The sequence below is a fragment of the Rhodococcus rhodochrous genome, from assembly GCF_014854695.1.
In the GTDB taxonomy this organism is placed as follows: domain Bacteria; phylum Actinomycetota; class Actinomycetes; order Mycobacteriales; family Mycobacteriaceae; genus Rhodococcus.
The window spans coordinates 591,443-617,666 of record NZ_CP027557.1 but is presented as its reverse complement, the minus strand read 5'-3'; the positions used below and the strand labels follow the sequence as shown (position 1 = coordinate 617,666).

Genomic DNA, 26,224 nt, shown 5'->3' with positions numbered 1-26,224 from the left:
CAATAATACGAGGCGCTCATACGGTGTCAACGTGGATGCCCAGCCGGTCGTTGCAGTGCTTCATGCCGAAGCCGTGCCGGATCGTGCGTGGATGGCCCCGGTGGCCGAACACGCCACGGTGCGCTACACCGACGCCTCCGGCCTGGCCGACGCGCTCGACGGCGCCGACATCCTCTTCGCATACGACTTCCTCACCGACGCGCTGCCCGCAGCCTGGCACGCCGCAGCGTCCCTGAAGTGGATCCATGTCGCCGCGGCCGGGGTCGACGCCCTCATGTTCCCCGAGCTGCGCGACAGCGATGTGGTCGTCACCAACTCCCGCGGAGTCTTCGACGGGGCGATCGCCGAATACGTGCTCGCCCAGATACTCTCCTTCGCCAAGGACATCCCCGAATCGCTGCGGCTCCAGCACGAGCACATCTGGAAGCACCGGGAGTCCGAACGCATCGCAGGTCGCTCCGTGCTCGTCGTCGGCACCGGTCCGATCGGTCGCGCGATCGCGCGCCTGCTCTCCGCCGTGGGGATGACGGTCCAGGGCTCGGGCCGGCGTTCTCGCGACGACGACCCCGATTTCGGCACCGTCACCGCGACCGCCGACCTTCCGGCCGCTCTCGCCGACGTCGATTTCGTCATCGTGGCCGCACCTCTCACGGATCAGACCCGGCACCTGTTCGACGCCCGGATGTTCGCCGCGATGAAGCCGCAGGCACGCTTCGTCAACGTCGGGCGTGGCGAACTCGTGCGCACCGACGACCTGGTCGAGGCTCTGCGGTCGGGCACGATCGCCGGTGCCGCGCTCGACGTGCTCGACGTCGAACCGCTCCCCGAGGGCAATCCGCTCTGGGACATGCCGAACGTCTCGATCACCCCGCACAATTCGGGAGATTTCGTCGGCTGGCGCGACGCGCTGGTGGACGTCTTCGTCGACAACTTCCGCCGTCACCGCAGTGGCGAACCGCTTCGGAACGTGGTGGACAAGAAGCTGGGTTACGTGCCCGGCGCGTGAGAGTCGGCATCGTCCGACGAGAAGGAGGCACGATGGAGCCCACAGACATGACCGCCGTCGAACTCGTGTCGGCGTTCTCCTCGGGCGAGTTGTCTCCCGTCGAGGTGACGCGGGCCGTGCTCGATCGGATCTCGGCGCACGATCGCGAGATCAACTCGTTCTGCCTCGTCGACGAGGAGAAGGCACTCGACCAGGCGCGCAGGTCCGAGGAGCGGTGGCGGACCGGCTATTCGAAGGGCCTGCTCGACGGGGTCCCCATCTCGATCAAGGACGTCTTCCTCACCGACGGATGGCCGACCCTGCGGGGTTCGCAGGCCATCGACGAGAACCAGGACTGGAACGTCGACAGCCCGGTCGCGGCCCGGTTGCGCGAGGACGGAATGGTGTTGCTGGGCAAGACCACCACTCCGGAGATCGCGTGGAAGGCGGTGACCGATTCGGCCCTGTACGGGGTGACCACGAATCCCGCCGATACGACGAAGACCGCCGGTGGCTCGTCCGGTGGCAGCGCGGCGGCGGTCGCGGCCGGCTTCGGTCCGTGCTCCGTCGGCACCGACGGTGGGGGCAGCATCCGCATCCCCGCATCGTTCTGCGGCGTCGTCGGATTCAAGCCCACCCACGGCCGGATCCCGATCTTTCCCGCCAGCCCGTTCGGGCCGCTCGCGCACGCCGGGCCGATCACCCGGACGGTCGAGGACGCGGCGCTGCTCACCGACATCCTCGCGCTGCCCGATCCCCGGGACCCGACGGCCCTGGCGCCGCCCCTGACGACCTTCCGCGGCGGCCTCAACCGCGAGGTGGTGGGGATGGACGTCGCCTACTCCAAGACCCTCGGCTACGTCGACGTGGACCCCGAGGTCGGTAAGATCGTCGACCGGGCGGTCCGCGTCCTCGACGAGGCCGGACTGCGGGTGACCGCCGCCGATCCCGGTTTCACCGACCCGCTCGAGGCCTTCGAGAACCTCTGGGCGGCAGGCGCGGCCACGATGTTGAAGACCTTCCCCGAGGGCACGCGGGACAAGGTGGATCCCGGCCTCGGACGCGTGTGGTCCCACGGCGAACAACTCGGTGCCGTGGACTATCTCGAGGCCCGCGCGGTCGCGGCGGCCGTCGGCATCACGATGGGGATCTTCCACCAGAAGTACAACGTGCTGATCACGCCGACGATGCCGATCCCCGCCTTCGAGGCCGGTCACGACGTGCCGTCGGGTTCGTCGCTGACCTCGTGGCCGCAGTGGACCCCGTTCACCTATCCCTTCAATCTCACGCAGCAGCCGGCCATCAGCATTCCTGTGGGCACCACTTCGGCGGGTCTGCCCGTGGGTCTGCAGATAGTCGGGCCGCGGCACTCGGACGACCTGCTGCTCGCCGTCGCGCGATTCGCCGAGTACGCATTGAGCTGAGACAGGAGGAGCACCAAGAGAAACGGCACCGCGCGAAGTACGCGGTGCCGTTTCCCGTGCAGTGGCCGTCTATGCCCGTGCGAAGCTCAACGTCTCCCCCACGACCCCCTGGATCCACAGGTCGTTGCACGCGACGGCGAGTTCGGGCAGTCCCTCCTCGATGGTCGCGAAGACGTTGCCCGGCACCCACCCCACGTCGCCGTTGAGCAGCAGATTGTTCCGGCCGTAGAACAACGCGAGGTCGGTTGCTCCCTGCTGCGCGTGGGCCTGCGATCCGGGTTCGTAACCGTATGCGGAATTACCGATCTCCCACGGTTCGAAGTCGAACAGGCACACATCCCCCGGGATCGGCGTCACCGTCGGGTTCTCCCGGTGCGGTGCCGCGGTGATCCTCGGGACGAGGGTGTAGAGCTCGTTGCGGGCGTACTTGGCATGGAACGCCGAGCCGCTCTGCGGCAGGGCGTCCCACACCGCCGCGCAGGTGAGCGGCGCCTCGTCGTCGAGAAGCCGTGCTCTGCACGTGATGTCGCGTTTGTCGAGAGTGATCGTGATGTATCGGGCCACGCGGACTCCCTCGTTCGACGGATTATCGGACCTCGGCGAGGACCTCGGACCAGATCCCGAGCGCATCCTCGATCTGCTGGGCGGTGACGATCAACGGCGGGATCATGCGCACCACGTTCATGTGTGCACCGCAGGTCAACAGCAGCAGCCCCTTCTGCGCGGCGAGTTGTTGCGCTGCGGTCGCCCGTTCCCGGTCGGGTGCTCCGTCCGTGGTGAACTCGAGGCCCACCATGAGACCGAGGCCGCGCACGTCGCCGATGGCGTCGGTCGTGTTCTCCCGTGCGCCGGAGAGCAGTTCACGTCCACGCACGGCGGCGTTGTCGACGAGCCCCTCCTTCTCGATCACGTCGAGAGTGGCCACGGCCGCCGCGCACGAGACCGCATTCGCCCCGTACGTGCCGCCCTGCGATCCCGGACGGGCGCGTTCCATGAGCTCCTCGGAGGCGGCGATACCCGACAGCGGGAAACCGCTCGCGAGGCCCTTGGCGATGGTGATGATGTCGGGCCGCACGTCGAAGTGCTGATGGCCGAAGAACTTTCCCGTCCTCCCGAATCCGGTCTGGATCTCGTCGAAGACGAGCAGGATGCCGTGTTCGTCGGCCCGCTGCCGCAATCCCTGGAAGAACCTGGTGTTGCCGGGGACGTAACCGCCCTCGCCCAGGACCGGTTCGACGACGAAGGCCGCGATCTCGTCCGGCGCCACGAGAGTCGCGAACAGGTAATCCAGTTCCTGCAGGGCGAAATCGGTCGATTCCTCCTCCGACCAACCGTAGCGATAGGCCGTGGGGAAGGGAGCGACGTGTACACCGCCCATGAGCGGCGAGAACCCTGCGGAGAAGCGGGTTCCCGAGGTCGTCATCGTGGCGGCGGCGACGGTCCGGCCGTGGAAACCGCCGTGGAAGACGACGATTCCGGGTCGTCCTGTCGCCTGCCGGGCCAGACGCAGCGCCGCCTCGACGGCCTCGCTGCCCGAGTTGGCGAAGAACAGTGAGTCGAGCCCTTCGGGGAGCACCGTGCCCAGGCGTTCGGTGAGTTCGAGCAGGGGCCGGTGCATCACGGTCGTGTACTGCCCGTGGATGAGGGAGCCGATCTGCCGGCGGGCGGCCTCGACGACGTGCGGGTGACAGTGGCCGGTACTCGTGACGCCGATGCCGGCGGTGAAGTCGAGATACCGACGTCCGTCGGTGCCGTGGATGTAACAGCCCTCGGCGTGGTCGACGGTGACGGGCGTTGCCTGCAGCAGGCGGGGTGAAAGACGGGTCATGACGATCCCTCCGAACAGCCGAGGGCGCGAACCCTCGTGCCGGTTGTCGGATTGTTGACAATATGGATAACACGCGGGGATGGTCGACGCAACGGCGAGCGGTGTAACGGCAGTGTTTCGTCACTCTCATCGGAGGGCATCCGCACTGCAGGAAGCCGCATCGCCCACGGATGAGGACATCATGATCAGCAACGACGACATCGACACCCTCGCTCGCGCCACCGCGTACGGACCGGACGGCGACAAGCTCGGACGCGTGGGAGAGGTGTACCTGGACAACGACACGGGCCGACCCGCCTGGATCACGGTCGTCACGGGTCTGTTCGGAACGCGCCGGCACTTCGCCCCCATCGACGAAGCCGAACTCGACAGCACCGGAGTGCGCCTGCCCTTCGACAAGGACACCATCACCGGCGCCCCGAACATCGACGAGAACGGTGAGCTGACCCCGCTCGAGGAGGACGAGCTGTACCGCTACTACCGCCGGTTCGGGGACACCCCTGCAGGGGGTGGATCCACCGGCGATCGGGGCGGATTCAACGACGACCGACACGGGTTCACCGACGACCGGAGCGGCCTCGACGAGCGGAGCACAGCCGGTGGAGGCCTCGTCGGTGGCGCGGCCGGCGGACCGGGAGGTACCGGGACACCGCACACCGGCGAGACGTACGGCACCACCACACCCGCGGGAACCGGGCATTCACCGACACCGCCCGACGTCGCGCGTGAGGAGATCGCCGGCAACTACCGGCCGAGCGAGGGCCAGCGGGACGAACCGCTCGAACACTCGATGCCCGGGCATACCGCGTCGACGCCGTCGACACCGTCCGGGACCGCGGACTCGGCGGCGGACACGGCCCGCCACGCGGCTCCCCGCGGCGACGGCGGCAGCGGCAGCGGCAGCGGGCAGGAGATCGTCGGTCCGGGACCGACGGGACCGGCGCACTTCACGCCGCCGCAGTCGGCCGGCACCGACACGAGCACGGCTGACGCGAAGACGGATACGGCAGGCGGCGGGGACACCGACCAGCCGCGCAAGCCGCGCCTGGTGCGTCGGGTCGTGACCACGGAGTACTACGAGGAGTCACCGGACGACGCGACCGACGCCGATCGCTCCTGATCCACACCCGAAGCCGGGACGACCACATTCGATGTGGTCGTCCCGGCTTCGTCGTGCGGTACTTACAGTCTGCGATCTACAGCCAGGTGTCCTCCGTGACGGAGGTGAGGAACGCTTCGAGATCGTCGCGCCAGGGCGCCGGAGTCGTCTTCTCCGGTTCGATCCCGGTGTACTGCCCGCGGTAGAAGAGCAGCGGGCGTTCCTTCTCGTCGCGCACCTCGCTCAGCGACGAGACGCGACCGAACACCACCCAGTGGTCTCCTCCGTCGTGCACCGTCTCGACCGTGCACTCGATGTGCGCGAGAGAGCCCGTCAGGACGGGGGAGCCCAACGGGGACGGCGTCCAGTCGAGTCCGGCGAACTTGTCGGGTTCGCGGGAACCGAACCGCGCGCAGGTCTCCTGCTGTTCCTCGGCGAGGACGTTGACGCAGAAGCGGCCCGCTCGTTCGATGGCCGCCCACGACCGTGACTGCTTCGTGGGGCAGAACAGTACGAGCGGCGGGTCGAGCGACAACGCCGCGAACGACTGGCACGCGAATCCCACAGGCGTCCCGTCGTCCTCGGTGGTGGTGATGACGGTGACGCCGGTGCAGAACTGCCCGAGCACGGTGCGGAAGGCCCGCGGGTCGATCGCACCGTTCTCTCCGGCCTCCGGCGCGGTCATTACTGCATTCCCACCGAGAAGTCGTGGCCCCACAGGCTCACGGCCGTGGATTCACGGGCGATCCAGTCGCCGTCCTCGACCTGCAGCCCCTCGCAACCGAATTCGACGTCGAATCCGCCGGGGGTCTTCATGTAGAAGGACAGCATCTTGTCGTTGACGTGGCGCCCGAGCGTCGCAGACATCTTGACCTTCTTCCGCAGTGCGCGGTCGAGGGCGAGACCGACGTCGTCGGAGTTCTCCACCTCGATCATCAGGTGCACGATGCCCGACGGGGTGGGCATGGGCAGGAAGGCGAGGCTGTGGTGGCGCGGGTTGCATCCGAAGAACCTCAGCCAGGCCGGTTTTCCGTCGGCGGGCCGGCCGACCATCTGCGGAGGCATCCGCATGGAGTCGCGCAGGCGGAAACCGAGCACGTCGCGGTAGAAGCGCAGCGATTCCTCGTCGTCGCGGGTCGAGAGCACCACGTGCCCGAGGCCCTGCTCACCGGTGACGAATTTGTGCCCGTACGGGCTGACCACGCGACGGTGTTCGAGCGCGGCACCGTGGAACGCCTCGAGGGTGTTGCCCGATGGATCCTGAAAAACGATCAGCTCGTCGACGCGACGATCGGCGAGCTGCTCGGCGGTGCCCTCCTTGAACGGGACACCCGCTGCGGAGAGACTGTCGCGAACCGACTGGAGATCGGCGGCGTTCGCGGTCTCCCAGCCCGAGACGAGCAGCTTGTCGGACTCGTGCGGCTCGATGACGAGCCGGGCCGGGAAGTCGTCCATCCGCAGGTACAGCGCGTCGGCGTGGGTGCCCTTGCCCTCGATCATGCCGAGGACCTTGAGACCGTACTCGCGCCAGGCCGGGACGTCGGTGGCGCCGATCCGGAGATATGCCAGCGACCGGATACTCATCTATTCGACTCCGTCCGTGAGGAAATCCACTGTCAGGCGGTTGAATTCGTCGAACTTCTCGAGCTGTGCCCAGTGACCGCATCCACCGAACACATGCAACTGTGCGCGTGGGATCATCTTCAGTGCGACGAGCGCACCGTCGAGCGGGTTGACGCGGTCCTCGCGACCCCAGATCAGCAGCACCCGCTGACGGAGCTTGTAGGCGTCGCGCCAGAGCATCCCCTTCTCGAACTCGGCGCTGGAGAACGACTTCCCCATCGCCTTCGCCGCGGCGAGCGACTCGGGGGTGCTCGCCGACGCGAACCGCTCCTCGACGAGTTCGGGCGTGATCAGCGACTGGTCGAAGACCATGATCCGCAGGAACGCCTCGAGATTCTCACGGGTGGGTTCGTACGAGAACCGGCCGAGATTCTTGACGCCCTCGGTGGGGTCGGGTGCGAACAGGTTGACGCTCAGCCCACCCGGTCCCATGAGGACGAGTCGTCCGGCGCGCTCAGGATAGTCGAGCGCGAACCGCACGGCGGCGCCCCCACCGAGCGAGTTGCCGAGGAGGTGGACGCGGTCGGTGATCCCGAGCGTGTCGAGCAGGTCGTTCAGCGCGGACGCGCTGTGCACGAAGTACTGCGGATGCTCGGTCGGCTTGTCGGACCTGCCGTAACCCGGCTGGTCGACGGCCAGCACGTGGAACCGTTGCGCCAGCACCGGAATGTTCCTGGCGAAATTCGACCACGACGACGCGCCCGGGCCACCGCCGTGGAGCAGGACGATCGTGGTGTCGTTGCCGACACCGGCCTCGTGGTAGTGCAGGCGCAGGTCCTCGCGGACCTGCGCGAAACGGGAGGTCGACTCGTAGGTGATCTCGTCGATTGCGGTCACATCCACCCCTAGACCATCGTGTCGGTGATCGGCAGACCGAACTCGGCGGCACCGAACATCACGTAGGCGCGCTCGGCGTCGTTGGCGGCGTGCACACGACCGGCGTGCGCGTCGCGCCAGAAACGCTGGATGGGTGTGCCGTCCGCGAGTGCGGTGGCACCCGAGTTCTCGAAGAGACGGTCGATCGACGTGATGGCACGGCCGGTCGCGCGGACCTGGTCGCGACGTGCCCGCAGACGCAGTTCCATCGGAACCTCCTCGCCGGCGAGGAGGTGGGCGTACTCGTCGGCGACGTTGCCCGACAGCTGGCGCCAGGCCGCGTCGATGTCGCTGGAGGCCTCGGCGATGCGCACCTTGGCGAACGGATCGTCCTTGGCCTTCTCACCCGCGTACGCCGCACGGACACGCTTGCCCTGGTGCTCGACGTGGGCCTCGTACGCGCCGTAGGCCATGCCGACGATGGGCGTCGAGATGGTGGTGGGATGGATGGTGCCCCACGGCATCTTGTAGACGGGCGCGGTGTTGCGCCCGAGCCCGGGCGACGCGAGGTCGTTCATGGCCTTGAAGCTGAGGAAGCGGTGGCGCGGGACGAAGACGTCCTTCACCTCGACCGTGTTGGATCCGGTGCCGCGCAGACCGACCACGTGCCACACGTCGTCGATCTCGTACTCGGAACGAGGGATCAGGAAGCTGCCGAAGTCGACGGGGCGGCCGTCCTTGATGACCGGGCCACCGACGACGACCCAGCTCGCGTGGTCGCATCCGGACGACCACGCCCACGCACCGTTGACCTTGTATCCGCCGTCGACGACCTCACCGGCTCCCATGGGCGCGTAGGACGACGAGATGCGGACGTCGGTGTCGTCGCCCCAGACCTCTTCCTGGGCCTGTTGGTCGAAGAGTGCGAGGTGCCAGTTGTGGACGCCGATGATGCCGGAGACCCATCCGGTCGAGCCGCATGCGCTCGCGATGTTGCGCACCGCGGTGAAGAAGGTGACGGGATCGGCCTCGTATCCACCCCACTGGGCCGGTTGCAGAAGTTTGAAGAAGCCGGCCTCCTGGAGCTCCTTGATCGAGTCGTCGGGCACCCGGCGCAGATTCTCGGCCTCCTGCGCACGTTCTCGCAGCGTAGGCAGCAGAGCGTCGATCCGCTGCAGTACCTCGTGGCTGTCGTGGTCACCCACTGGACGCTCCCGTCTGTTCAGGAATTGATCGCTTGTACCGAGACTAGAACATGTTCTTATTCGTGTCGAGACTCGGCACACTCGCAGGTAGACAATCCCTATGGCGGGACCAAAGTCCCCGAACCCTTCCCCTCGCGACGCGAATTCTATAACGTGTTCTAGAAGAGATTTCCGGAAGGAAGTGAGCGGACATGGCACAGATTCGCGAGATCGACGTCGGAGAGGTCCGGACGCGTTTCGCGCGAGGCTGGCACTGCCTCGGCCTCAGTCGCACGTTCAAGGACGGCAAGCCTCATGCCGTCGAGGCCTTCGGCACGAAACTCGTGGTGTGGGCCGACAGCAACGGCGACCTGAAGGTGCTCGACGCGTACTGCCGCCACATGGGCGGCGACCTGTCACAGGGCGAGATCAAGGGCGATTCGGTTGCGTGCCCGTTCCACGACTGGCGCTGGGGTGGCAACGGCAAGTGCACGGACATCCCGTACGCCAAGCGCGTTCCCCCGCTGGCCCGCACCCGTTCGTGGATCACGATGGAGAAGCACGGCCAACTGTTCGTGTGGAACGACCCCGAGGGAAACACTCCGCCTGCGGAGGTCACCATCCCCGAGATCGAGCAGTACGGCTCGGACGAGTGGACGGACTGGACCTGGAACCAGATCCGGATCGAAGGTTCCAACTGTCGCGAGATCATCGACAACGTCGTCGACATGGCGCACTTCTTCTACATCCACTACGCCTTCCCCACGTTCTTCAAGAACGTCTTCGAGGGGCACATCGCCGAGCAGTACCTCAACACCCGCGGCCGGCCGGACAAGGGCATGGCGACGCAGTACGGACTGGAGTCGACGCTCGAGTCGTACGCGGCCTACTACGGCCCCTCCTACATGATCAATCCGCTGAAGAACGACTACGGCGGATACCGGACCGAATCCGTGCTGATCAACTGCCACTACCCGATCACGCACGATTCGTTCATGCTGCAGTACGGCATCATCGTCAAGAAGCCTCAGGGCATGTCACCCGAGCAGTCCGACGTGCTGGCCGCCAAGCTCACCGAGGGTGTCGGCGAGGGCTTCCTGCAGGACGTCGAGATCTGGAAGAACAAGACAAAGATCGAGAATCCCCTGCTGTGCGATGAGGACGGTCCGGTCTACCAGCTCCGTCGCTGGTACGAGCAGTTCTACGTCGACGTCGCCGACGTGACGGAGAAGATGACGGGCCGCTTCGAGTTCGAGGTCGACACCGCCAAGGCCAACGAGGCCTGGGAGAAGGAGGTCGCCGAGAATCTCGAGCGCAAGAAGCGCGAGGAAGAACAAGGCAAGCAGGAAGCGGAGGTGTGACGATGAGTGCCTCGACCCGGCGGAGCAGCTGGGCGAAGTCCCCGGACTTCTCCCAATGGCCCGAGCGGGCCGAGGCCGTCGCCGCCCAGACCGCGATCGACAAGATCAACTATTTGGATTCGGGTCAGCACGAGGTGCAGTGCCGCGAGTGCGGCACCTGCGTGCTGGTGCGCAAGAACAGCCTGTCGCACACGAGCGTGCAGTGGCAGGACGATCCGGACACCGTGTGCCCGACCTTCCGCGAGACCGCCTCGCTCCGAGGCTCGTCCATCACACCGCGCGAGGGGTGTCCGCAGCTTCGGGAGAGCATCGACCGGGCCGTGCTCGACGGCACCCTTCCCGTATCGGACGGATCGCCCACCTGACCGATTCCGACCCCGATCGACCCCGCGACGGCACCGTCCCCATCGGACGGTGCCGTCGCTCGTCGTCGGCCGGCGATATCGCGTTCCAGTCCCGACGTCACTGCGTCTTCGCTTCACGTCCAGGACTCTTCGCATTCGGGGATGGACTCGGCACCGCCATTTCTATAACGTGTTCTACATGACGAAGCAGGAGTACGACATCGTTGTCGTCGGCAGCGGTGCCGGCGGAATGACCGCCGCCATCACCGCAGCCCGCAAGGGCGCCGACGTGGTCCTGATCGAGAAGGCGCCGCGCTACGGCGGGTCGAGCGCCCGATCGGGCGGCGGTGTGTGGATCCCCAACAACGAGGCACTGAAGGCCGCCGGGGTGGACGACACCCCCGAAGAAGCCCGGAAGTACCTCCACAGCATCATCGGCGACGACGTGCCCGCCGAGAAGATCGACACCTACATCGATCGCGGACCGGAGATGCTCTCCTTCGTCCTGAAGAACAGCGCACTCGAACTGCAGTGGGTGCCGGGCTATTCCGATTACTACCCCGAGGCGCCCGGCGGGCGTCCCGGTGGCCGTTCGGTGGAACCGACACCGTTCGACGGTCGCCGTCTCGGTGAGGATCTCGCTCTCCTCGAACCCGACTACGCGCGCGCTCCCAAGAACTTCGTCATCACCCAGGCCGACTACAAGTGGCTGAACCTGCTCATGCGGAACCCGCGCGGACCTGTTCGCGCCATGCGGGTCGGCGCCCGTTTCGTCTGGGCGAACATCACCAAGAAGCACCTGCTCGTCCGAGGCCAGGCTCTCATGGCCGGGTTGCGGATCGGTCTGCGCGACGCCGGTGTACCCCTGCTGCTGGAGACGGCGCTCACCGATCTCGTCGTCGAGGACGGCGTCGTGCGCGGCGTCGAGGTGGTCGCGAACGGCGAGAAACGCGTCATCCGTGCCCGCAAGGGCGTGATCCTCGCGAGCGGCGGTTTCGAGCACAACGCCGAGATGCGGGCACAGTACCAGCGTCAGCCGATCGGCACCGAGTGGACCGTCGGTGCGAAGGCCAACACCGGCGACGGCATCCGCGCCGGACAGAAGCTCGGCGCCGCAGTCGATTTCATGGACGACGCCTGGTGGGGTCCGTCCTTCACGCTCACCGGCGGCCCGTGGTTCGCGTTGTCGGAGCGCAGCCTTCCCGGGTGCCTGATGGTCAACGCGGCGGGCAAGCGCTTCGTCAACGAGTCGGCGCCCTACGTCGAGGCGACGCACGCGATGTACGGCGGCGAGCACGGACGCGGTGAGGGACCGGGCGAGAACATCCCCAGCTGGCTGATCCTCGATCAGCGCTACCGCGACCGCTACACCTTCGCCGGAATCACCCCCCGCACCCCCTTCCCTCGCCGGTGGCTCGAGGCCGGAGTGCTCGTCAAGGCCGGTTCCGTCGCCGAACTCGCCGAGAAGATCGGGGTACCGGCCGATGCCCTCACCGAGACGGTGCAACGCTTCAACGGCTTCGCGCGTGCCGGCAAGGACGAGGACTTCGGCCGCGGCGAATCCCACTACGACCACTACTACGGAGATCCGCGCAACAAGCCGAATCCGAGCCTCGGCGTGGTCGACAAGGCCCCGTTCTACGCGTTCACGGTGGTCCCGGGCGATCTCGGCACCAAGGGCGGGCTCGTCACCGACGTCCACGGCCGAGTGGTGCGCGAGGACGGCAGCGTGATCGACGGCCTGTACGCGGCCGGCAACGCCAGTTCCCCGGTCATGGGTCACACCTACGCCGGGCCCGGCGCCACCATCGGACCGGCGATGACCTTCGGTTATCTGGCGGCCCTCGACATCCTGGACCGCACGCGTGACGAACGTGCCGAGGAACTGCGAGAATCCGCCGACACCGTGTGACCCGATCGACCCGCGTTCGTGTCGTAGAAAGGAAGCGCCCGTGCCCATCGATCCCTCGGTTGCCGTCGGAGCCGAACTGCCCGCCCAGGAGTTCGAGTGGAGCAGCACCGATGTCCAGCTCTACAACCTCGGCATCGGCGCCGGGTCCCACCCCACCGACGCGGGCGAACTGCGTTACCTCCGGGACAAGGACCCTCAGGTACTCCCCACCTTCGCGACTGTCGCCGCGACCTTCCACCAGGTCGAGCCGCCGAAGGTCTCGTTCCCCGGGATCGAGATCGATCTCGCCAAGGTCGTCCACGGCAGTCAGGAGGTGACCGTGCACGCGCCCATCCCCGCTTCGGGCAAGGGCCGCACGATCACCCGTATCGCCGAGGTGTGGGACAAGGGCAAGGCCGCGGTCGTCGTGCAGGAATCGGTGACCGAGGATCTCGACGGCAATCCCCTGTGGACCGCACGGTCGTCGATCTTCGCCCGCGGTGAGGGCGGTTTCGGCGGTGAGCGTGGTCCGTCGGAGTCGGTGGAGTACCCCGATCGTGAGCCGGACGCCGAGTTCGACGTGCCGACCCTCCCGCAGCAGGCGCTGCTGTACCGGCTGTGCGGCGACCGCAATCCCCTCCATTCCGATCCCGAGTTCGCATCCGCGGCGGGCTTCCCGGCGCCGATCCTGCACGGGCTGTGCACCTACGGCATCGTGTGCAAGGCGGTGACCGACGGCCTGCTCGACGCGGACGCTTCGCGCGTGAAGGGATTCCGCGCCCGGTTCGCCGGCGTGGTCTTCCCCGGCGAGACCCTCCGAGTGCGCGTGTGGAACGACGGCGACCGCAAGCTCGTGACCGCCTCCGTCGTCGAACGCGACCTCGCCCCTGCCCTGGCCGACGTGGTACTCACCGTGGCGTGATCGCCACGCCCTCCCGAAAGAGCGACATTCGAATATGACACTTCGTGATTCGTCGCCGCGCCTGTCGCGGCGCGGCTTCCTCGCGGCCGGCGCCGGCGCGCTGGCGGTCTCCGCCCTCGGTGGGTGGACCCCGGTGCACGCCGTCCCTTCCGGGTCCGCGGCCTCGACGCTCCCCACTCCTCCGGCGTTCCCCGCCGGCATCGACCTCTACCAGCAGGCATACCAGAACTGGTCGAAAGAGATCATGCTGGACGCCATCTGGACCTGCGCGCCTCGCACCCCCGACGACGTGGTGCGCCTGGTGAACTGGGCGCACGAGAACGGATACACCATCCGCCCGCGCGGGGCCATGCACGGCTGGACACCGCTGACGATCGTCAACGGTGCACCCGTCGACCGGGTGATCCTCGCCGACACCATGCTTCACCTCAACGGGGTCCAGGTGAACCCCGGCGGCTCCCCCGCGACCGTCACGGCAGGTCCCGGCGCGACACTCGACGCCATCACCACGGCACTGCAGAACCACGGTCTCGGTCTCGCGAATCTTCCTGCGCCCGGCGTGTTGTCGATCGCCGGAGCACTCGCCGTCAACGCGCACGGTGCCGCGCTGCCCGCGAACGGCGAATCCACCCTTCCCGGGCACACCTTCGGTTCGCTGAGCAATCTCGTGACCGAACTGACGGCCGTCGTGTGGGACGGCAGTGCCTACGCGCTGCGCACCTTCACCCGCGCCGATCCCGAGATCACCCCGCTGCTCACGCATCTCGGCCGGACGTTCATCACGTCCGTCACACTGCAGGCCGGGCCGAACTACCGCATGCGCTGCCAGTCCTTCACCGACATCACCTGGCAGGAACTGTTCTCACCCGCCGGCGCGCCGGGACGGACCTTCGAGTCGTTCGTCGATTCGGCGGGGCGGGCCGAGGCGATCTGGTATCCGTTCACGGAACGTCCGTGGATGAAGGTGTGGTCGCTCGCACCGGAGAAACCGCCCACCTCGCGCGAGGTGACCGGACCGTACAACTACCCGTTCTCCGACAACGTGCCCGAACCGATCACCGACCTGCTGGGGCAGATCACGGCCGGGAACACGTCGATCGCACCGGCTTTCGGGCAGACCTACTACGGCGTGACCGTGGCCGGTCTCGCGGCGACGGGATCGTCCGACATCTGGGGCTGGTCGAAGGATCTGCAGTTCTACATCAAGGCGACCACCCTGCGACTGACCGAGGGTGGCGGTGCGGTGCTCACGAACCGCGCCAACATCGCCAACGTGATCCACGACTTCGCGCACTGGTTCTCCGAGCGCATCGAGCACTACCGCAGCCTGGGACAGTTCCCTCTCAACGGTCCGGTCGAAATCCGTTGCTGCGGACTGGATCGGCCGGAGGACGTCCTCGTCCCGTCGGCCGGACCGCCGACGATCGCGTCGACCCGTCCGCGTCCCGACCACCCGGACTGGGACACCGCCATCTGGCTCAACGTTCTCGGTGTCCCGGGAACTCCCGGCATGTTCGCCTTCTACCGGGAGATGGAGCAGTGGATGCGGCAGCGGTACAACGGAAGCGACTCGACCTTCCGGCCGGAATGGTCGAAGGGCTGGGCGTTCGGTCCCGACCTGCCGTACACCGACGAGCAGATCCTGACGCAAGGCCTGCCCGACACCTACCGGGAAGGTGTTCCGTCGGACGAGAACTGGGATTCGGCTCGCGCGGTCTACAACCGTCTCGATCCGCATCGGGTGTTCAGCAACACCTTCATCGACACCCTGCTCCCCTGATCTCCCACGGGCGTCCTCGCTCACCACGGGCACAGCGCAGTCCTTTGCTAGGGTTCGCACCATGCGGAACATGCGAAGGTGGATCGGTGCTGCTGCTGTGCCCGTGCTGGTTCTCGCGGGAGGTGTGACACTCGCGGGAACCGCGGTGGCCCTTCCCGACACGGGTTCGGTCGCCGTGTCGAACGGCACCGACGCCCCGGTGACCTTCGAGGCCGACGGCACCACCTTCCACGGCAGCCTCCGCAACCCGGACGGAGCCGCGGTCGCCGCCGCACTGCTGCTCCCGGGCAGCGGCCCCACCGATCGCAACGGCAACCAGCCCGGCTTCGCGTCCGACACCCTGGTGCGCACCGCGGACGCACTCGCCGCCCACGGCATCGCGAGCCTGCGCTTCGACAAGATCGGGGCCGGTGAGACGGGTCTCGGGTCCTACACGGTCGAGACCATCGGCGAGTACGGCTTCACCGAGCAGGTCGACCACGCCGAGGCGGCGGTGCGTCTGCTCGCCGAACGCACCGGAGTCTCCCCCGAGGAGATTCTCGTCCTCGGACACAGCGAGGGTGCACTGACCGCCCTCGCACTCGCCGATCGCAGTATCGGAAGCGGCTTCGCACTTCTCGCTCCGCTGCCGATGCGCTACCTGGACCTGCTGACCGTCCAGCTGAATGCCGTGGTGGATTCCGGGCAGCTCGGCCCCGACGGCGAGGCGGTCCGGGCCGACCTGTCGCGTGCCGTCGAGTCGCTGCGGACGACCGGGGCCTTCCCCACCGATCTGCACCCGATCCTCGCGCAGTTCGGCATGAACCCCGCGAACGCGAAGTTCCTCTTCGAGTCCGACCAGCTCGACCCGGCCGTGCTTGCCGCGGAGCTGGCAGCCGACACCCCGGTGCTGCTCACCTGCTCCGACAAGGATCTGAACATCAGCTGTGCGCAGGTCGAGCCGCTGCGGGACGCCCTCACCCACACCGACCTGCAGTTCGAGCACTTCACCACCGCGAACCACAGCCTCGAGGAGCTCGGCCCGTTGCAGCCCGGTCCGGCCGACCAGATGGCGCTGCTGCCCACCTCGTTCGAGTTCTCGACGGCGATCGACGGCTGGGCGGCCGCACGCGGTCGCTGACTGTCGTGCTGTAGGTGATTGTCGTGCTGCAGCTGATTGTCGTGCTGCAGCTGATTGTCGTGGTGTAACTCGGGTATCCCGGGCGCATGACAGCACTGCACGCCGTGGCCCTGAACTGCACGCTCAAGCCGTCCCCCGCCGAGTCCAGCACCGACAAGATGGTGGCGCACGTGTTCGACGCACTGTCGAAGCACGACGTCAGCGTCGAAACCGTCCGAGTCGTCGACTTCGACGTCAAGCCCGGTGTCGAAGCCGACATGGGCGACGGGGATCAGTGGCCGGAGATCGTCGAGCGCATCGTCTCGGCCGACATCCTGCTCGTCGCCACACCGACCTGGGTGGGACACATGTCGAGCGTCGCCCAACGTGTCCTCGAGCGGCTCGATGCCGAACTGTCGAACACCGATGACGAGAACCGTCCACGCATGGTGGGCAAGGTCGGGATCGCCGCAGTCGTCGGCAACGAGGACGGCGCGCACAAGATCGTCGCCGACCTGTTCCAGAGTCTCAACGACATCGGTTTCTCGATCCCCGCGCAGGGCTCGACCTACTGGAACGGCGAGGCGATGTCGGGCACCGACTTCAAGGATCTCGACGAGATCCCCGAAGCGGTGCGCTCGACCACCGAATCCGTCGCCCGCAACGCCGTGCACCTGGCGACACTGTTGCGTCAGCGCCAGTACGCGCCCTACCCGGGATGAACCCGCCCGCCGGCCGGACGCCGACCGTCAGCGGCTGACGGCCTTCTGGTACCTGCGGATCGCGAACGGCACGAACACGATCAGCATCAACGCTGTCCACATCAGCGACGCGAGGACCGGATTCTGCAGGGGCCACACGTCGGGCGGCGGCACCATGGGATTGGTGTTGCCGAACAGTTCGCGGACCGCCTGCGTGACCGCCGAGATGGGATTCCACTCGGCGATGACGCGCAGCACCGTCGGCATCGACGACGGGTCGACGAACGTGTTGGCGATGAACGACAGCGGGAAGATCACCATGAAACTCGCGTTGTTGAAGACCTCCGGTGTGCGGATCCACATGCCGATCACGGCCATCACCCACGACAGAGCGTAGGCGAACAGCAGCAGCAACAGGTAGCCGGCGAGCGCCTCGCCCAGCGAGGTGTTGATCCGCCACCCCACGAGGAGACCGGTCAACGACATCACCACGAGGCTGAGCACGTTGATCAGCACGTCGGTGCTGGTACGGCCGATGAGTACCGCGGACGGGGCCATCGGCAGCGATCGGAACCGGTCGATGATGCCCTTCTGCAGATCTTCGACCATCCCGAGGCCCGTCCAGGTGGACCCGAAGATGACCGTCTGGGTGAAGATACCTGCGATGAGGAACTCCCGGTACGAGATGCCGGGGACGTCGATCGCACTGCCGAAGACGTAGGCGAACAACAGCACGAACATGATCGGCGACAACGTCGTGAAGACCAACAGATCCGGCACACGCTTGATCTTGATCATGTTGCGCTTGGCGATGGTCAGGCCGTCGGATGCGACCATCTCGAGTGTGTTCACGACACCGCCTCCTCGACCTTCTCGTCCGTCCCGCGACCGGTGAGCGTGAGGAACACGTCGTCGAGGGTCGGTTTCCGCAGAGCAACGTCGGAGACCCGGATGCCCGCGGCCGACAGCTTCCCCAGCGCCGCCACGAGCCCGTCGGTTCCGCCGCCCGAGTCGCCGCTGACCGGCACGGTGATACGACCGGTGCTGCGCTCGACCCTGATCTCCCCAGCCGCCACCGATTCGAGCTCACGGACCGCTCGGTCTCGCTGGTCGGCGTCGGTCACGGCGAGTTCGATACGTTCGCCACCGACGCGGCTCTTGAGCTCGTCGGCCGTGCCGCGGGCGATGACCGCGCCCCGATCGATCACGACGATGTCGTCGGCGAGGCGTTCGGCCTCGTCCATGTACTGCGTCGTCAGCAACAGCGTCGTGCCGCGCTGTACGAGGGTGTCGATGACGTCCCACAACCCGAGGCGCGCCCGCGGATCGAGACCCGTCGTGGGTTCGTCGAGGAACAACACCGGAGGATCGGCGACGAGCGCACCGGCGAGGTCGAGGCGGCGTCGCATACCGCCCGAATAACCCTTCACCGGGCGATCGCCCGCTTCCTCGAGGTCGAACTGTTCGAGGAGCTCGCGGGCGCGGAGGCGACTCCGTTTGACGCCGAGGTGGTACAGCCGGCCGACCATCTCGAGGTTCTCGAACCCCGTGAGATATTCGTCGACCGCCGCGTACTGCCCCGACGCTCCGATCCGGGAACGGAGCTCCCGCGCCTCGGTGAGGACGTCGTATCCCGCCACTTCGGCGCGACCGGCGTCGGGGACGAGCAGTGTCGTCAGCACCCGCACCGTGGTGGTCTTACCGGCGCCGTTGGGACCGAGCAGCGCGGTGACCGTCCCCTCCGGCACCCGCAGATCGACCCCGTCGAGCGCTCTGACCTGCCCGTATGTCTTGATCAGTCCTTCTGCAACTATGGCGTCGGCCATGAGTTTCTCCCTGACTGTGGTGGTGAGCACAGTGTGCACGAAGAGACCGACACGGTTCGACAGGTTTTCTCATCGCTCCGTCAGGCGGATCGCTCAGCCCGTCACCCGGGCGGCGTTGCCGGCATCGATCGGCAACACGGTGCCGGAGATGTGTGCGGACGCCTCGTCGGCGAAGAACAGGACCGCACGGGTGATCTCGGCCGGGTCGAGCCACGGCACCGGTTGTGCGTGCAGGGAGGCGAACACCGGGGCCACATCGTCGGCGGTCGGCTCTTCGAGGTCGGGCCGCAACATCCCGTAGAGCGCGTCGTTGTGGATCATCGGCGTGGAGATGTTGCCCGGGGCGACGGCGTTGACGGTGATGCCGTTCTGCGCGAGGTCCAGGGCCGCGCTCTTCGTCAGGCCGATGACGCCCCATTTCGACGCCGCATATGCGGCCATGTTGGTGTTGCCCGCTCGGCCGAGCATCGACGACACCGTGACGATGCGTCCGTAGCCGCGCTCGATCATCCCGGGCGCGACCGCGGCGACGGTGTTGAACACCCCGGTGAGATTGGACGAGATCGCTTCGTCCCACATCTGTTGCGGCATCCGGTGCACCGGTGCCGCCACCGACACCCCGGCATTGGCGACCGCGATGTCGATCCGCCCGAGTTCGGCGTGGGCACGGGCGACCAGAGCGTCCATCGCCGGACGGTCGGCGGTGTCGAGTGTCGCCGAGACGACCCGGCGACCGGTCGCCTCGACGAGTCGCACCGTCTCCGCCAGGTCCTCCTCGGTCGCCAGCGGATATCCCACCACCGGTGAGTCGGAGCACCGGTCGCAGACGACCACGTCGGCCCCCGCTTCGGCGAATGCGACGGCGTGCGAGCGTCCTTGGCCTCGCGCCGCTCCCGTCACGAATGCGACCCTGCCCTCGAAACCCATCATGACGTCCTTCCGTCGGCGCGTGATCGCCTCCCTTGTACCGCGCCGGGAGAGAGGACAGGTGAGTGAGTCCCGGACAGCGGACGTGTCCGGGACACGAAGGGGGATCAGAGTCCGGTCCGGACCTTCACTCGTCCCTGTTCGACGGCCTCGTGCAGCGCCTGCAGGTCGCGTTCGTTGCGGTCGGCGTAGGACACCGCGAACGACGAGAGCGCCTCGTCGAACTCCTCGTCCGTACCGAGATAGGCAGCCAGCGCGATCCGGTCGCCGGCCCGGGCGTGGGCACAGGCGAGGACCCGGCCGCAGAGTCGGCCGTAGAGTTTCATGCCCTTGGGCACCATCTCCTCGATCACCGCCGAACCCTTGCCGTCGCGGAGTTGGCGTATGTAGAAGTCCCGGTTCACGCCGTCGGCTCCGGCACCCTGCTGCCAGCCGAGGAAGATGTCGCTCGCGGACTGCATCAGCCGCTGACCGTTGACGACGCGTTCGCCCTCGTTCCGGAAGGTCGGACCGTCGACGTAGTACGACAGCACCGACCGCTGGGCCTCCTTCGCCTGGAGGAACAGCGGATCGTCGTCGTCCGCACCCCGCAGCAGGAGGATCCACGCCCGCGTGCCGACGCTGCCCACTCCGACGACCTTCCGCGCGGCCTGGACCAGTTCGAACTGTTCGAGGAGGACCCGGCGGTCCCACTGCAGCGTCGCCCGGTACGAGCGGACACGGTCGTGCAGTTCGTCGTAGATCGCTTCGGCGTCGAGGTCGGCGAAGACCTCTTCGACGGGCACGATGAGCGGCGGGTCGCTGATGATCCGGCGGCGGCCGTCGACGACGGTGGTGAGTTTCTCCAGCGCCTGGAGACTGTCGCGCCGTGAGGCCTTTTCGAGCGCCTTGCGGGTGCGCTTCTCCATCCGGGTGGTCAGCTTGTCGCCGAGCTCCGCCATCTCGGTGGTGGGATCGAGATGCGCGTAGCGCACCGCCATGTTCCCGAGTTGCGCCTGTCTGCAGATGGTCTCGCGGTACTCCGACGCACATGCGCGGGTGATCTTCCGGCGTTCCTTCGCGGTGAACCCGTTGTCGCGACCGGCGATCTCGAGGCTCGCGACCAGACGCTTGACGTCCCATTCGAACGGTCCCGGATAGGTCTCGTCGAAGTCGTTGACGTCGAAGGCCGTTCTGCGTTCCGGGGTAGCGAACAGACCGAAATTGCTCGCGTGGGCGTCGCCGCACAGTTGCGTGTGCAGACCGCTGTTCGGTGTGCGCGACAGGTCGTCGGCCATCACGAGCGCGGCGCCGCGGTAGAACGCGAACGCCGATGTCGCCATGCGGCCGTAACGCACCGGGACGAGCTGCGGAACGCGGGTCTGCGCCTGACTCTCGAGCAGGACGATCGGATCCCGGGACGACTTCCCGAGTTCGGCGAGCGACTCGACGGGAGTGACCCTCCGAGCGGCGAGACCGTTCTGGACCCGCTGTTCGCGGGTCGGATGCACGACATGCCCGTCCGTGACCGACACGGGTCCTCCCACAAGGTCCCACCGGAATGTGAGCCCTCATCGTAGGCACGCCCGCCCGTCGGTGGGAGGGAAACGGCGTCAGGACCGCGACAGCACCAGACCCGAGGTCGGAACTCCTGTTCCTGCCGTGACCAGGACGTGGCCGACGTCGTCGACCTGGTTGACGGCCGTGCCGCGGATCTGCCGGACGCCCTCGGCGATGCCGTTCATGCCGTGGATGTAGGCCTCGCCGAGCTGACCGCCGTGGGTGTTGATCGGCAGCCGCCCACCCACCTGGATGCCGTCGGCGACGAAGTCCTTGGCCTCTCCGCGTTCGCAGAATCCGAGTTCTTCGAGCTGCATGAGCACGTACGGGGTGAAGTGGTCGTAGAGCACCGCCGTGGCGATGTCCTGCGGTCCGATGCCCGCCTGCTCCCACAGTTGGTCGCCGACGATCCCCATCTCCGGCAGGCCCGTGAGCCCGTCGCGGTAGTAGCTGGTCATGATGTACTGGTCGGGGCCGCTCCCCTGCGCCGCGGCCGCGATCACCGCCGGGGTCTGCTTCAGGTCCTTCGCCCGCTCGGCGCTGGTGACGACGATGGCGACGCCGCCGTCCGATTCCTGGCAACAGTCGAGCAGGTGCAGCGGCTCGGCGATCCATCGCGAGTTCTGGTGGTCCTCGAGCGTGATCGGCTTACCGTGGAAGAACGCCTTCGGGTTGGTCGCGGCGTGGGCCCGATCGGCGACCGCCACGGCGCCGAAGTCGGCGCTCGTCGCCCCGGAGACGTGCATGTAGCGTTGCGCGACCATCGCGACGAACGAGGCCGGTGTGCTCAGCCCGTGCGGGTAGGAGAACGCGTTGTCGGTGCCCGACGAATTCACCTGCGCGGCAAGGGCGGTGTTGACCTGTCCGTACCGCGCGCCGGACCGCTCGTTGAATGCCCGGTACGCGACCACCACGTCGGCCACGCCGGTCGCGACGGCCATCGCCGCCTGCTGCACCGTCGCGCACGCCGCACCGCCGCCGTAGTGGATGCGGGAGAAGAACTTCAGATGAGGTATCCCCATCGAACGGGCCACGGCCACTTCGGTGTTGGTGTCCATCGTGAACGAGACCAGACCGTCGACGTCGGCCGGGGTCAGTCCCGCGTCGTCGAGGGCGGCGCGCACCGCCTCGGCCGCGAGACGGAGTTCGCTGCGGCCGGAGTCCTTCGAGAAGTCGGTCGCGCCGATGCCGACGATCGCCGCTGCACCCGACAGGCCGCTCATGCGGTGCCTCCGATCACGAAAGTGGCTGTGGCCGTGATGTGCTTGCCCAGACTGTTGGTACCGGTGATGTCGACGGTGACCAGTCCGCCCTCGACGGACGCAACGGTGCCCGAGAGGGTCAGGGTGTCGTAGGCGTACCAGGGCACACCCAGTCTCAGCGAGATCGACTTCACCACCGCGCGGGGGCCGGCCCAGTCGGTGACGTAGCGCTGCACGAGTCCGGTGTCGGTGAGGATGTTGACGAAGATGTCCTTCGATCCGCGCTGCTGCGCCTTGTCGCGGTCGTGGTGCACGTCCTGGAAGTCGCGTGTGGCCAAGGCCGTCGACACGATGAAGGTGGGATCGGCGTGGATCTCGAGGGAGGGCAGGCTCTCGCCCGTCGTGACGGTCGGGGTGCTCACACGTCCTCCTCGATCGGCTTCCAGGCGTACAGGGTCCACGGCTGCCCGCCGGTCTCGTCGTCGCCGGGGAAATCGAGGAAGGCGACCTCGACCGGCATCCCGATGCGTACCTGCCCGGGTTCGACGTCGCGGAGTTCACCGAGCATCCGGACACCCTCGTCGAGTTCGACGAGTGCGACGACGAAGGGCACCTGCCGCCCCGGCACCTCGGGTGCGTGGTGGACGACGAAGCTGAACACCGTTCCGCGACCGGAGGATACGACGTAGTCGGTGGTCTCCGACTTGTCGAGCCAGAGCGCCGGGACGGGTGGGTGCTGCAGGGTGCCGTCGGGGCGTCGCTGGATGCGCAGTTCGTGGGCGGCCACACCGTCCCAGAAGAACTGCGTGTCGCGGGAGACGGACGGGCGGAGCATCCGGGTGGGGTCGAGATCGTCGGGAACCGTGGAGGCGGGCCGGTCCTGCGGCGTCTCTGCGCTCTCGTCCTTCGACGGCGGCGCGAACTTCAGGATGCGGAAGAGCATCTCGGCGACGACTTCGTCGCCGACCTTCCACAGGTTGCGGGTGGTGAAGAACCAGCCCTCCCCGAGCCCGGTCCGCTTCGGGCCGACGACGTCCTCGAGGGTGGATTCGATCGTCACCTGCTCGCCGTGGCGCAGGTAGCGGTGGTAGATCTGGTCGCAGTTGGTGGCGACCACCGAGGTGTAGCCGGCGTCGTCGAGGATCTGCGTCATCCGGCCGAGCGGGTCGTCCTTCTCGCGTTCGGCGCCGAGGCCGCGCATCGTCCACACCTGCGCCATCGCGGGCGGGGCCACGAGACCGCCGTGACCGGCCGCGATCGCCGCGGTTTCGTCGGTGTAGATCGGGTTGTCGTCGCCGATCGCCTCGAGCCAGTTGCGGATCATCGGCATGTTCACCGGATCGCGCCCGGGTCGCGGCGCGGACGGGCCGTCGCCGCGTACCTTCTCGGCAGCCTGCAGGATCTCCTCGGGGGTCTTCCCCGGAACATCTCGTGTCCCCGAATGTCGTGTCACCGCATTCTCCTGCATCACCGAATTCTCCTGTGTCACCGAGGTACCCGCGGCATGCCCAGACCGGCGGTGGCGATCAGTTCGCGCATCACCTCGTTGACGCCACCACCGAAGGTGATGACGACATTGCGTTTGGCCATCATGTCGAGCCAGCGGAGCAGATCGGCGGTGTCGTCGTCGGCCGGATCACCGAAGGCACCGACGATTTCCTCGGCTAGGCGACCGACGCGCTGGATCCGCTCGGTGGCGAACACCTTGGTCGCCGAGGCGTCGGCGATGTCCACGGCGTCGTTGCTGCTCGCCGCGACCTGCCAGTTGAGCAGTTCGTTGAGTCGCCAGGTCGCGTGGATCTCGCCGAGTGCGCGTCGCACCTCGGGACGGTCCTGGAGTTCGTGGGCGCGGACCCACTCGACGAGCCGGTCGTAGATGCCGGCGACGCGACCGGCCGGGCCGAGCATGACGCGTTCGTGGTTGAGCTGGGTGGTGATGAGCTTCCACCCCTTGTTCTCCTCGCCGACGAGCATCTCGACGGGAACGCGCACGTCGCTGTAGTAGGTGGCGTTGACGTGGTGGGCACCGTCGCACGTGATGATCGGGGTCCAGCTGAAGCCGGGATCCTTGGTGTCGACGATGAGCACGGAGATGCCGCGGTGACGCGACTCGGCGGGGCCGGTGCGGACGGCGAGCCAGATGTAGTCGGCGTCGTGTCCCCCGGTGGTGAAGATCTTCTGCCCGTTGACGATGTAGTGGTCGCCGTCGCGGACCGCCGTGGTGCGCAGAGCCGCGAGGTCGGTACCGGCCTCGGGTTCGGAGTAGCCGATCGCGAAGTGCACCTCACCGGCGAGGATGGCAGGCAGGAACTTCCGCTTCTGCTCGTCGGTGCCGTAGACCTGCAGGGTCGGGCCGACGGTCTGCAGGGTGACGCTCGGCAACGGCACGTCGGCGCGGACGGCCTCGTTGGCGAAGATCTGCTGTTCCACGTCGCCGAAGCCGCGGCCGCCGAACTCGACGGGCCAGCCGACGCCGAGCCAACCGTCTTTGCCCATGCGACGCACGACCTCGCGGTAGGTGGGGCCGTGCCGCTCCGTGCGCATGATCGCGGCCTCCTCGGGTGAGACGAGGCTGCCGAAGTAGCGCCGCAGTTCGGCCTGCAGGGCGCGCTGGTCGTCGGTCAGATCGATGAACACCGGGCCCCCACGAGGTCGAGTCGGTACGAAGCGCCGCCGAGCAACCGGGCGAGGTCCTTGGCGGTCGACGAGTACTTGTGCAGCGGATAGGTCTCGTCCACCCCGACGCCGCCGTGCAGATGGTGCAGCACCCGCATCGCCGGTGGCAGTTCGGCGGCGATCCAGTAGGCGGTGACGTCGAGATCGTCCGCGGCGTCGAGACCTTCGGCCAGGCGCCAGACCGACGACAGCGCCGCGACGTGCAGGGTGCGGGCGGTGACGTAGACGTCGGCGATCTGCTGCGCGACGGCCTGGAAGGTCGCGAGCGGCTTGCCGAACTGATGCCGCTCGCTGACGTGCTTCGCGGTGAGTTCGGTCGCCCCGGAGAGCAGTCCGTCGGCGAAGGCCGCCACGGCGGCGAGCGCGATCCGGTGGAGCGTCACCACGGCGTCGGCGCCGGATCCGGCGAGCAGGACACCCACGGCGCCGTCGGCGCGCACCGAGAACTCGGGAGAGCCGGTCGAGGTGGGGCTCGGACGCAGGCTCACACCCGCGGCGTCGGGAGCCACCGCGACCACCCCCGCGTCGGTGGGCAGCAGCACCACGCGTGCCCGATCGGCGTAGGGCACGGCGACGAACGAACCGGTGACCGCGTGGCCCCCGTCGGTGGCGACCGCCGTGGCGGCCGGCCGCTCCGGGAAGGCACGCCCCGGTTCGCCGAGCGCGGCGGTGAGCACGGCCCCTTCGGCGACGCCGGCGAGCAGGTCGTCCTGCTGCTGTTCGGAGGCGAGCGCGAGGATCGGCAGGACGCCCAGGCCGAGGGTGGCGAGCGCCGGAGTCTGCGCGGCTCCGCGTCCGATCTCGGTGAGCACGGTGGCGACTTCTCCGAATCCGAGGCCCGATCCGCCGAGACGCTCCGGCAGGGCGAGCGAGAGCAGGTCGGCGTCGGCCAGCGCGGCCCACAACGCGTCGTCGGTGAGGCCGCGTTTCAGGAGACCGGCCGCCACACCGGCGATCTCCTCCTGTGTCTCGTCACGTGCGAAGTCCACCGTCACCC

The 26,224-nt window shown here is 67.6% G+C and carries 25 protein-coding genes; 10 read left to right on the top strand and 15 right to left on the bottom strand.

Annotation, left to right across the window (positions count from 1 at the left end; all coding sequences use genetic code 11):
• The first annotated feature begins 91 nt into the window (after positions 1-91).
• Both C6Y44_RS02805 and C6Y44_RS02800 read left to right on the top strand, forming a co-directional pair.
• Entirely contained in the window at positions 92-1,006 is a 915-nt protein-coding gene (locus C6Y44_RS02805) for a D-2-hydroxyacid dehydrogenase (protein WP_269072426.1), read from the top strand.
• 32 nt (positions 1,007-1,038) lie between these two features.
• A complete protein-coding gene (locus tag C6Y44_RS02800; RefSeq protein ID WP_174246940.1) occupies positions 1,039-2,409 on the top strand; it encodes an amidase in 1,371 nt (456 codons plus the stop codon).
• Positions 2,410-2,478: 69 nt separating this feature from the next.
• On the opposite strand, the gene C6Y44_RS02795 is transcribed toward C6Y44_RS02800, so the two are convergent.
• Together C6Y44_RS02795 and C6Y44_RS02790 are read right to left on the bottom strand one after the other, a co-directional pair.
• The gene (locus C6Y44_RS02795; protein ID WP_159416802.1) at positions 2,479-2,973 is read right to left on the bottom strand and encodes a DUF3830 family protein; all 495 of its coding nucleotides are present in this window, start codon (positions 2,971-2,973) and stop codon (positions 2,479-2,481) included.
• A gap of 22 nt (positions 2,974-2,995) precedes the next feature.
• Positions 2,996-4,237 (bottom strand): aspartate aminotransferase family protein, encoded by a 1,242-nt coding sequence (locus tag C6Y44_RS02790; protein WP_120281311.1) that lies wholly within the window; start codon positions 4,235-4,237, stop codon positions 2,996-2,998.
• A 181-nt stretch (positions 4,238-4,418) separates the two neighbouring features.
• Between C6Y44_RS02790 and C6Y44_RS02785 the strand changes: the two genes are divergently transcribed.
• Positions 4,419-5,357 (top strand): PRC-barrel domain-containing protein, encoded by a 939-nt coding sequence (locus C6Y44_RS02785; protein ID WP_159416803.1) that lies wholly within the window; start codon positions 4,419-4,421, stop codon positions 5,355-5,357.
• 76 nt (positions 5,358-5,433) lie between these two features.
• Here the strand turns inward: C6Y44_RS02785 and hsaB are convergent, their stop codons facing one another.
• The 4 genes from hsaB to hsaA are packed head-to-tail and all read right to left on the bottom strand — an operon-like array spanning position 5,434 to position 8,980.
• The gene (gene hsaB, locus C6Y44_RS02780) at positions 5,434-6,021 is read right to left on the bottom strand and encodes a 3-hydroxy-9,10-secoandrosta-1,3,5(10)-triene-9,17-dione monooxygenase reductase subunit (protein ID WP_159416804.1); all 588 of its coding nucleotides are present in this window, start codon (positions 6,019-6,021) and stop codon (positions 5,434-5,436) included.
• Positions 6,021-6,920, bottom strand: a complete 900-nt coding sequence (hsaC, locus tag C6Y44_RS02775; protein WP_159416805.1) for an iron-dependent extradiol dioxygenase HsaC — start codon at positions 6,918-6,920, stop codon at positions 6,021-6,023. The genes hsaB and hsaC overlap by 1 nt, the downstream gene beginning before the upstream one ends.
• Complete coding sequence (gene hsaD, locus C6Y44_RS02770) at positions 6,921-7,796, bottom strand: 4,5:9,10-diseco-3-hydroxy-5,9,17-trioxoandrosta-1(10),2-diene-4-oate hydrolase (RefSeq protein ID WP_159419052.1); 876 nt, start codon at positions 7,794-7,796, stop codon at positions 6,921-6,923.
• A gap of 8 nt (positions 7,797-7,804) precedes the next feature.
• Positions 7,805-8,980 (bottom strand): 3-hydroxy-9,10-secoandrosta-1,3,5(10)-triene-9,17-dione monooxygenase oxygenase subunit, encoded by a 1,176-nt coding sequence (hsaA, locus tag C6Y44_RS02765; RefSeq protein ID WP_159416806.1) that lies wholly within the window; start codon positions 8,978-8,980, stop codon positions 7,805-7,807.
• Positions 8,981-9,171: 191 nt separating this feature from the next.
• Here hsaA and C6Y44_RS02760 point away from each other — a divergent pair, with 191 nt between their 5' ends.
• The 7 genes from C6Y44_RS02760 (at position 9,172) to C6Y44_RS02730 (ending at position 17,078) form a co-directional block, all read left to right on the top strand.
• Positions 9,172-10,320, top strand: a complete 1,149-nt coding sequence (locus C6Y44_RS02760) for a Rieske 2Fe-2S domain-containing protein (RefSeq protein WP_159416807.1) — start codon at positions 9,172-9,174, stop codon at positions 10,318-10,320.
• Positions 10,321-10,322: 2 nt separating this feature from the next.
• Positions 10,323-10,685, top strand: coding sequence for a hypothetical protein (locus tag C6Y44_RS02755; RefSeq protein WP_174246941.1), 363 nt, complete (start codon positions 10,323-10,325; stop codon positions 10,683-10,685).
• A gap of 178 nt (positions 10,686-10,863) precedes the next feature.
• Positions 10,864-12,576, top strand: coding sequence for a 3-oxosteroid 1-dehydrogenase (kstD, locus tag C6Y44_RS02750; RefSeq protein WP_174246942.1), 1,713 nt, complete (start codon positions 10,864-10,866; stop codon positions 12,574-12,576).
• A gap of 40 nt (positions 12,577-12,616) precedes the next feature.
• Positions 12,617-13,477 (top strand): MaoC/PaaZ C-terminal domain-containing protein, encoded by an 861-nt coding sequence (locus tag C6Y44_RS02745; protein ID WP_120281303.1) that lies wholly within the window; start codon positions 12,617-12,619, stop codon positions 13,475-13,477.
• A gap of 34 nt (positions 13,478-13,511) precedes the next feature.
• Complete coding sequence (locus C6Y44_RS02740) at positions 13,512-15,257, top strand: cholesterol oxidase substrate-binding domain-containing protein (protein WP_120281302.1); 1,746 nt, start codon at positions 13,512-13,514, stop codon at positions 15,255-15,257.
• A 70-nt stretch (positions 15,258-15,327) separates the two neighbouring features.
• Entirely contained in the window at positions 15,328-16,377 is a 1,050-nt protein-coding gene (locus C6Y44_RS02735) for an alpha/beta hydrolase family protein (RefSeq protein ID WP_225623705.1), read from the top strand.
• Positions 16,378-16,463: 86 nt separating this feature from the next.
• Positions 16,464-17,078, top strand: a complete 615-nt coding sequence (locus C6Y44_RS02730; protein ID WP_019290163.1) for a flavodoxin family protein — start codon at positions 16,464-16,466, stop codon at positions 17,076-17,078.
• A 27-nt stretch (positions 17,079-17,105) separates the two neighbouring features.
• Here C6Y44_RS02730 and C6Y44_RS02725 read toward each other — a convergent pair whose 3' ends face one another.
• The 9 genes from C6Y44_RS02725 to C6Y44_RS02685 form a co-directional block, all read right to left on the bottom strand.
• The gene (locus C6Y44_RS02725; protein WP_172415019.1) at positions 17,106-17,894 is read right to left on the bottom strand and encodes an ABC transporter permease; all 789 of its coding nucleotides are present in this window, start codon (positions 17,892-17,894) and stop codon (positions 17,106-17,108) included.
• A gap of 11 nt (positions 17,895-17,905) precedes the next feature.
• Positions 17,906-18,883 carry an ATP-binding cassette domain-containing protein gene (locus tag C6Y44_RS02720; protein WP_145692935.1) on the bottom strand — a complete coding sequence of 326 codons (978 nt, stop codon included), beginning with the start codon at positions 18,881-18,883 and terminating at the stop codon, positions 17,906-17,908.
• 93 nt (positions 18,884-18,976) lie between these two features.
• Positions 18,977-19,813, bottom strand: a complete 837-nt coding sequence (locus C6Y44_RS02715; RefSeq protein WP_174246943.1) for a mycofactocin-coupled SDR family oxidoreductase — start codon at positions 19,811-19,813, stop codon at positions 18,977-18,979.
• Positions 19,814-19,917: 104 nt separating this feature from the next.
• Positions 19,918-21,324: a DUF2252 domain-containing protein gene (locus C6Y44_RS02710; RefSeq protein ID WP_159416809.1), complete on the bottom strand. Its 1,407-nt coding sequence runs from the start codon at positions 21,322-21,324 to the stop codon at positions 19,918-19,920.
• 78 nt (positions 21,325-21,402) lie between these two features.
• Complete coding sequence (locus tag C6Y44_RS02705; protein WP_159416810.1) at positions 21,403-22,572, bottom strand: lipid-transfer protein; 1,170 nt, start codon at positions 22,570-22,572, stop codon at positions 21,403-21,405.
• Positions 22,569-22,973 carry a MaoC family dehydratase gene (locus C6Y44_RS02700; RefSeq protein WP_159416811.1) on the bottom strand — a complete coding sequence of 135 codons (405 nt, stop codon included), beginning with the start codon at positions 22,971-22,973 and terminating at the stop codon, positions 22,569-22,571. Before C6Y44_RS02700 ends, C6Y44_RS02705 begins: the two co-directional genes overlap by 4 nt.
• Entirely contained in the window at positions 22,970-24,019 is a 1,050-nt protein-coding gene (locus C6Y44_RS02695) for a bifunctional MaoC family dehydratase N-terminal/OB-fold nucleic acid binding domain-containing protein (protein WP_225623804.1), read from the bottom strand. Before C6Y44_RS02695 ends, C6Y44_RS02700 begins: the two co-directional genes overlap by 4 nt.
• Positions 24,020-24,036: 17 nt before the next feature.
• Positions 24,037-25,188, bottom strand: coding sequence for an acyl-CoA dehydrogenase family protein (locus C6Y44_RS02690; RefSeq protein ID WP_159416813.1), 1,152 nt, complete (start codon positions 25,186-25,188; stop codon positions 24,037-24,039).
• Positions 25,173-26,216 (bottom strand): acyl-CoA dehydrogenase family protein, encoded by a 1,044-nt coding sequence (locus C6Y44_RS02685; protein ID WP_159416814.1) that lies wholly within the window; start codon positions 26,214-26,216, stop codon positions 25,173-25,175. Before C6Y44_RS02685 ends, C6Y44_RS02690 begins: the two co-directional genes overlap by 16 nt.
• Positions 26,217-26,224 lie beyond the last annotated feature (8 nt).

Excerpts from the sequence above, each read along its gene's own strand:
- C6Y44_RS02805 (WP_269072426.1), top strand. The coding sequence starts at position 92 with ATGGCCCCGGTGGCCGAACACGCCACGGTGCGCTACACCGACGCCTCC.
- C6Y44_RS02800 (WP_174246940.1), top strand. The coding sequence starts at position 1,039 with ATGGAGCCCACAGACATGACCGCCGTCGAACTCGTGTCGGCGTTCTCC.
- C6Y44_RS02790 (WP_120281311.1), bottom strand. The coding sequence starts at position 4,237 with ATGACCCGTCTTTCACCCCGCCTGCTGCAGGCAACGCCCGTCACCGTC.
- C6Y44_RS02785 (WP_159416803.1), top strand. The coding sequence starts at position 4,419 with ATGATCAGCAACGACGACATCGACACCCTCGCTCGCGCCACCGCGTAC.
- hsaB (WP_159416804.1), bottom strand. The coding sequence starts at position 6,021 with ATGACCGCGCCGGAGGCCGGAGAGAACGGTGCGATCGACCCGCGGGCC.
- hsaC (WP_159416805.1), bottom strand. The coding sequence starts at position 6,920 with ATGAGTATCCGGTCGCTGGCATATCTCCGGATCGGCGCCACCGACGTC.
- C6Y44_RS02760 (WP_159416807.1), top strand. The coding sequence starts at position 9,172 with ATGGCACAGATTCGCGAGATCGACGTCGGAGAGGTCCGGACGCGTTTC.
- C6Y44_RS02755 (WP_174246941.1), top strand. The coding sequence starts at position 10,323 with ATGAGTGCCTCGACCCGGCGGAGCAGCTGGGCGAAGTCCCCGGACTTC.
- kstD (WP_174246942.1), top strand. The coding sequence starts at position 10,864 with ATGACGAAGCAGGAGTACGACATCGTTGTCGTCGGCAGCGGTGCCGGC.
- C6Y44_RS02740 (WP_120281302.1), top strand. The coding sequence starts at position 13,512 with ATGACACTTCGTGATTCGTCGCCGCGCCTGTCGCGGCGCGGCTTCCTC.
- C6Y44_RS02735 (WP_225623705.1), top strand. The coding sequence starts at position 15,328 with ATGCGAAGGTGGATCGGTGCTGCTGCTGTGCCCGTGCTGGTTCTCGCG.
- C6Y44_RS02730 (WP_019290163.1), top strand. The coding sequence starts at position 16,464 with ATGACAGCACTGCACGCCGTGGCCCTGAACTGCACGCTCAAGCCGTCC.
- C6Y44_RS02725 (WP_172415019.1), bottom strand. The coding sequence starts at position 17,894 with ATGGTCGCATCCGACGGCCTGACCATCGCCAAGCGCAACATGATCAAG.
- C6Y44_RS02720 (WP_145692935.1), bottom strand. The coding sequence starts at position 18,883 with ATGGCCGACGCCATAGTTGCAGAAGGACTGATCAAGACATACGGGCAG.
- C6Y44_RS02715 (WP_174246943.1), bottom strand. The coding sequence starts at position 19,813 with ATGATGGGTTTCGAGGGCAGGGTCGCATTCGTGACGGGAGCGGCGCGA.
- C6Y44_RS02705 (WP_159416810.1), bottom strand. The coding sequence starts at position 22,572 with ATGAGCGGCCTGTCGGGTGCAGCGGCGATCGTCGGCATCGGCGCGACC.
- C6Y44_RS02695 (WP_225623804.1), bottom strand. The coding sequence starts at position 24,019 with ATGCAGGAGAATGCGGTGACACGACATTCGGGGACACGAGATGTTCCG.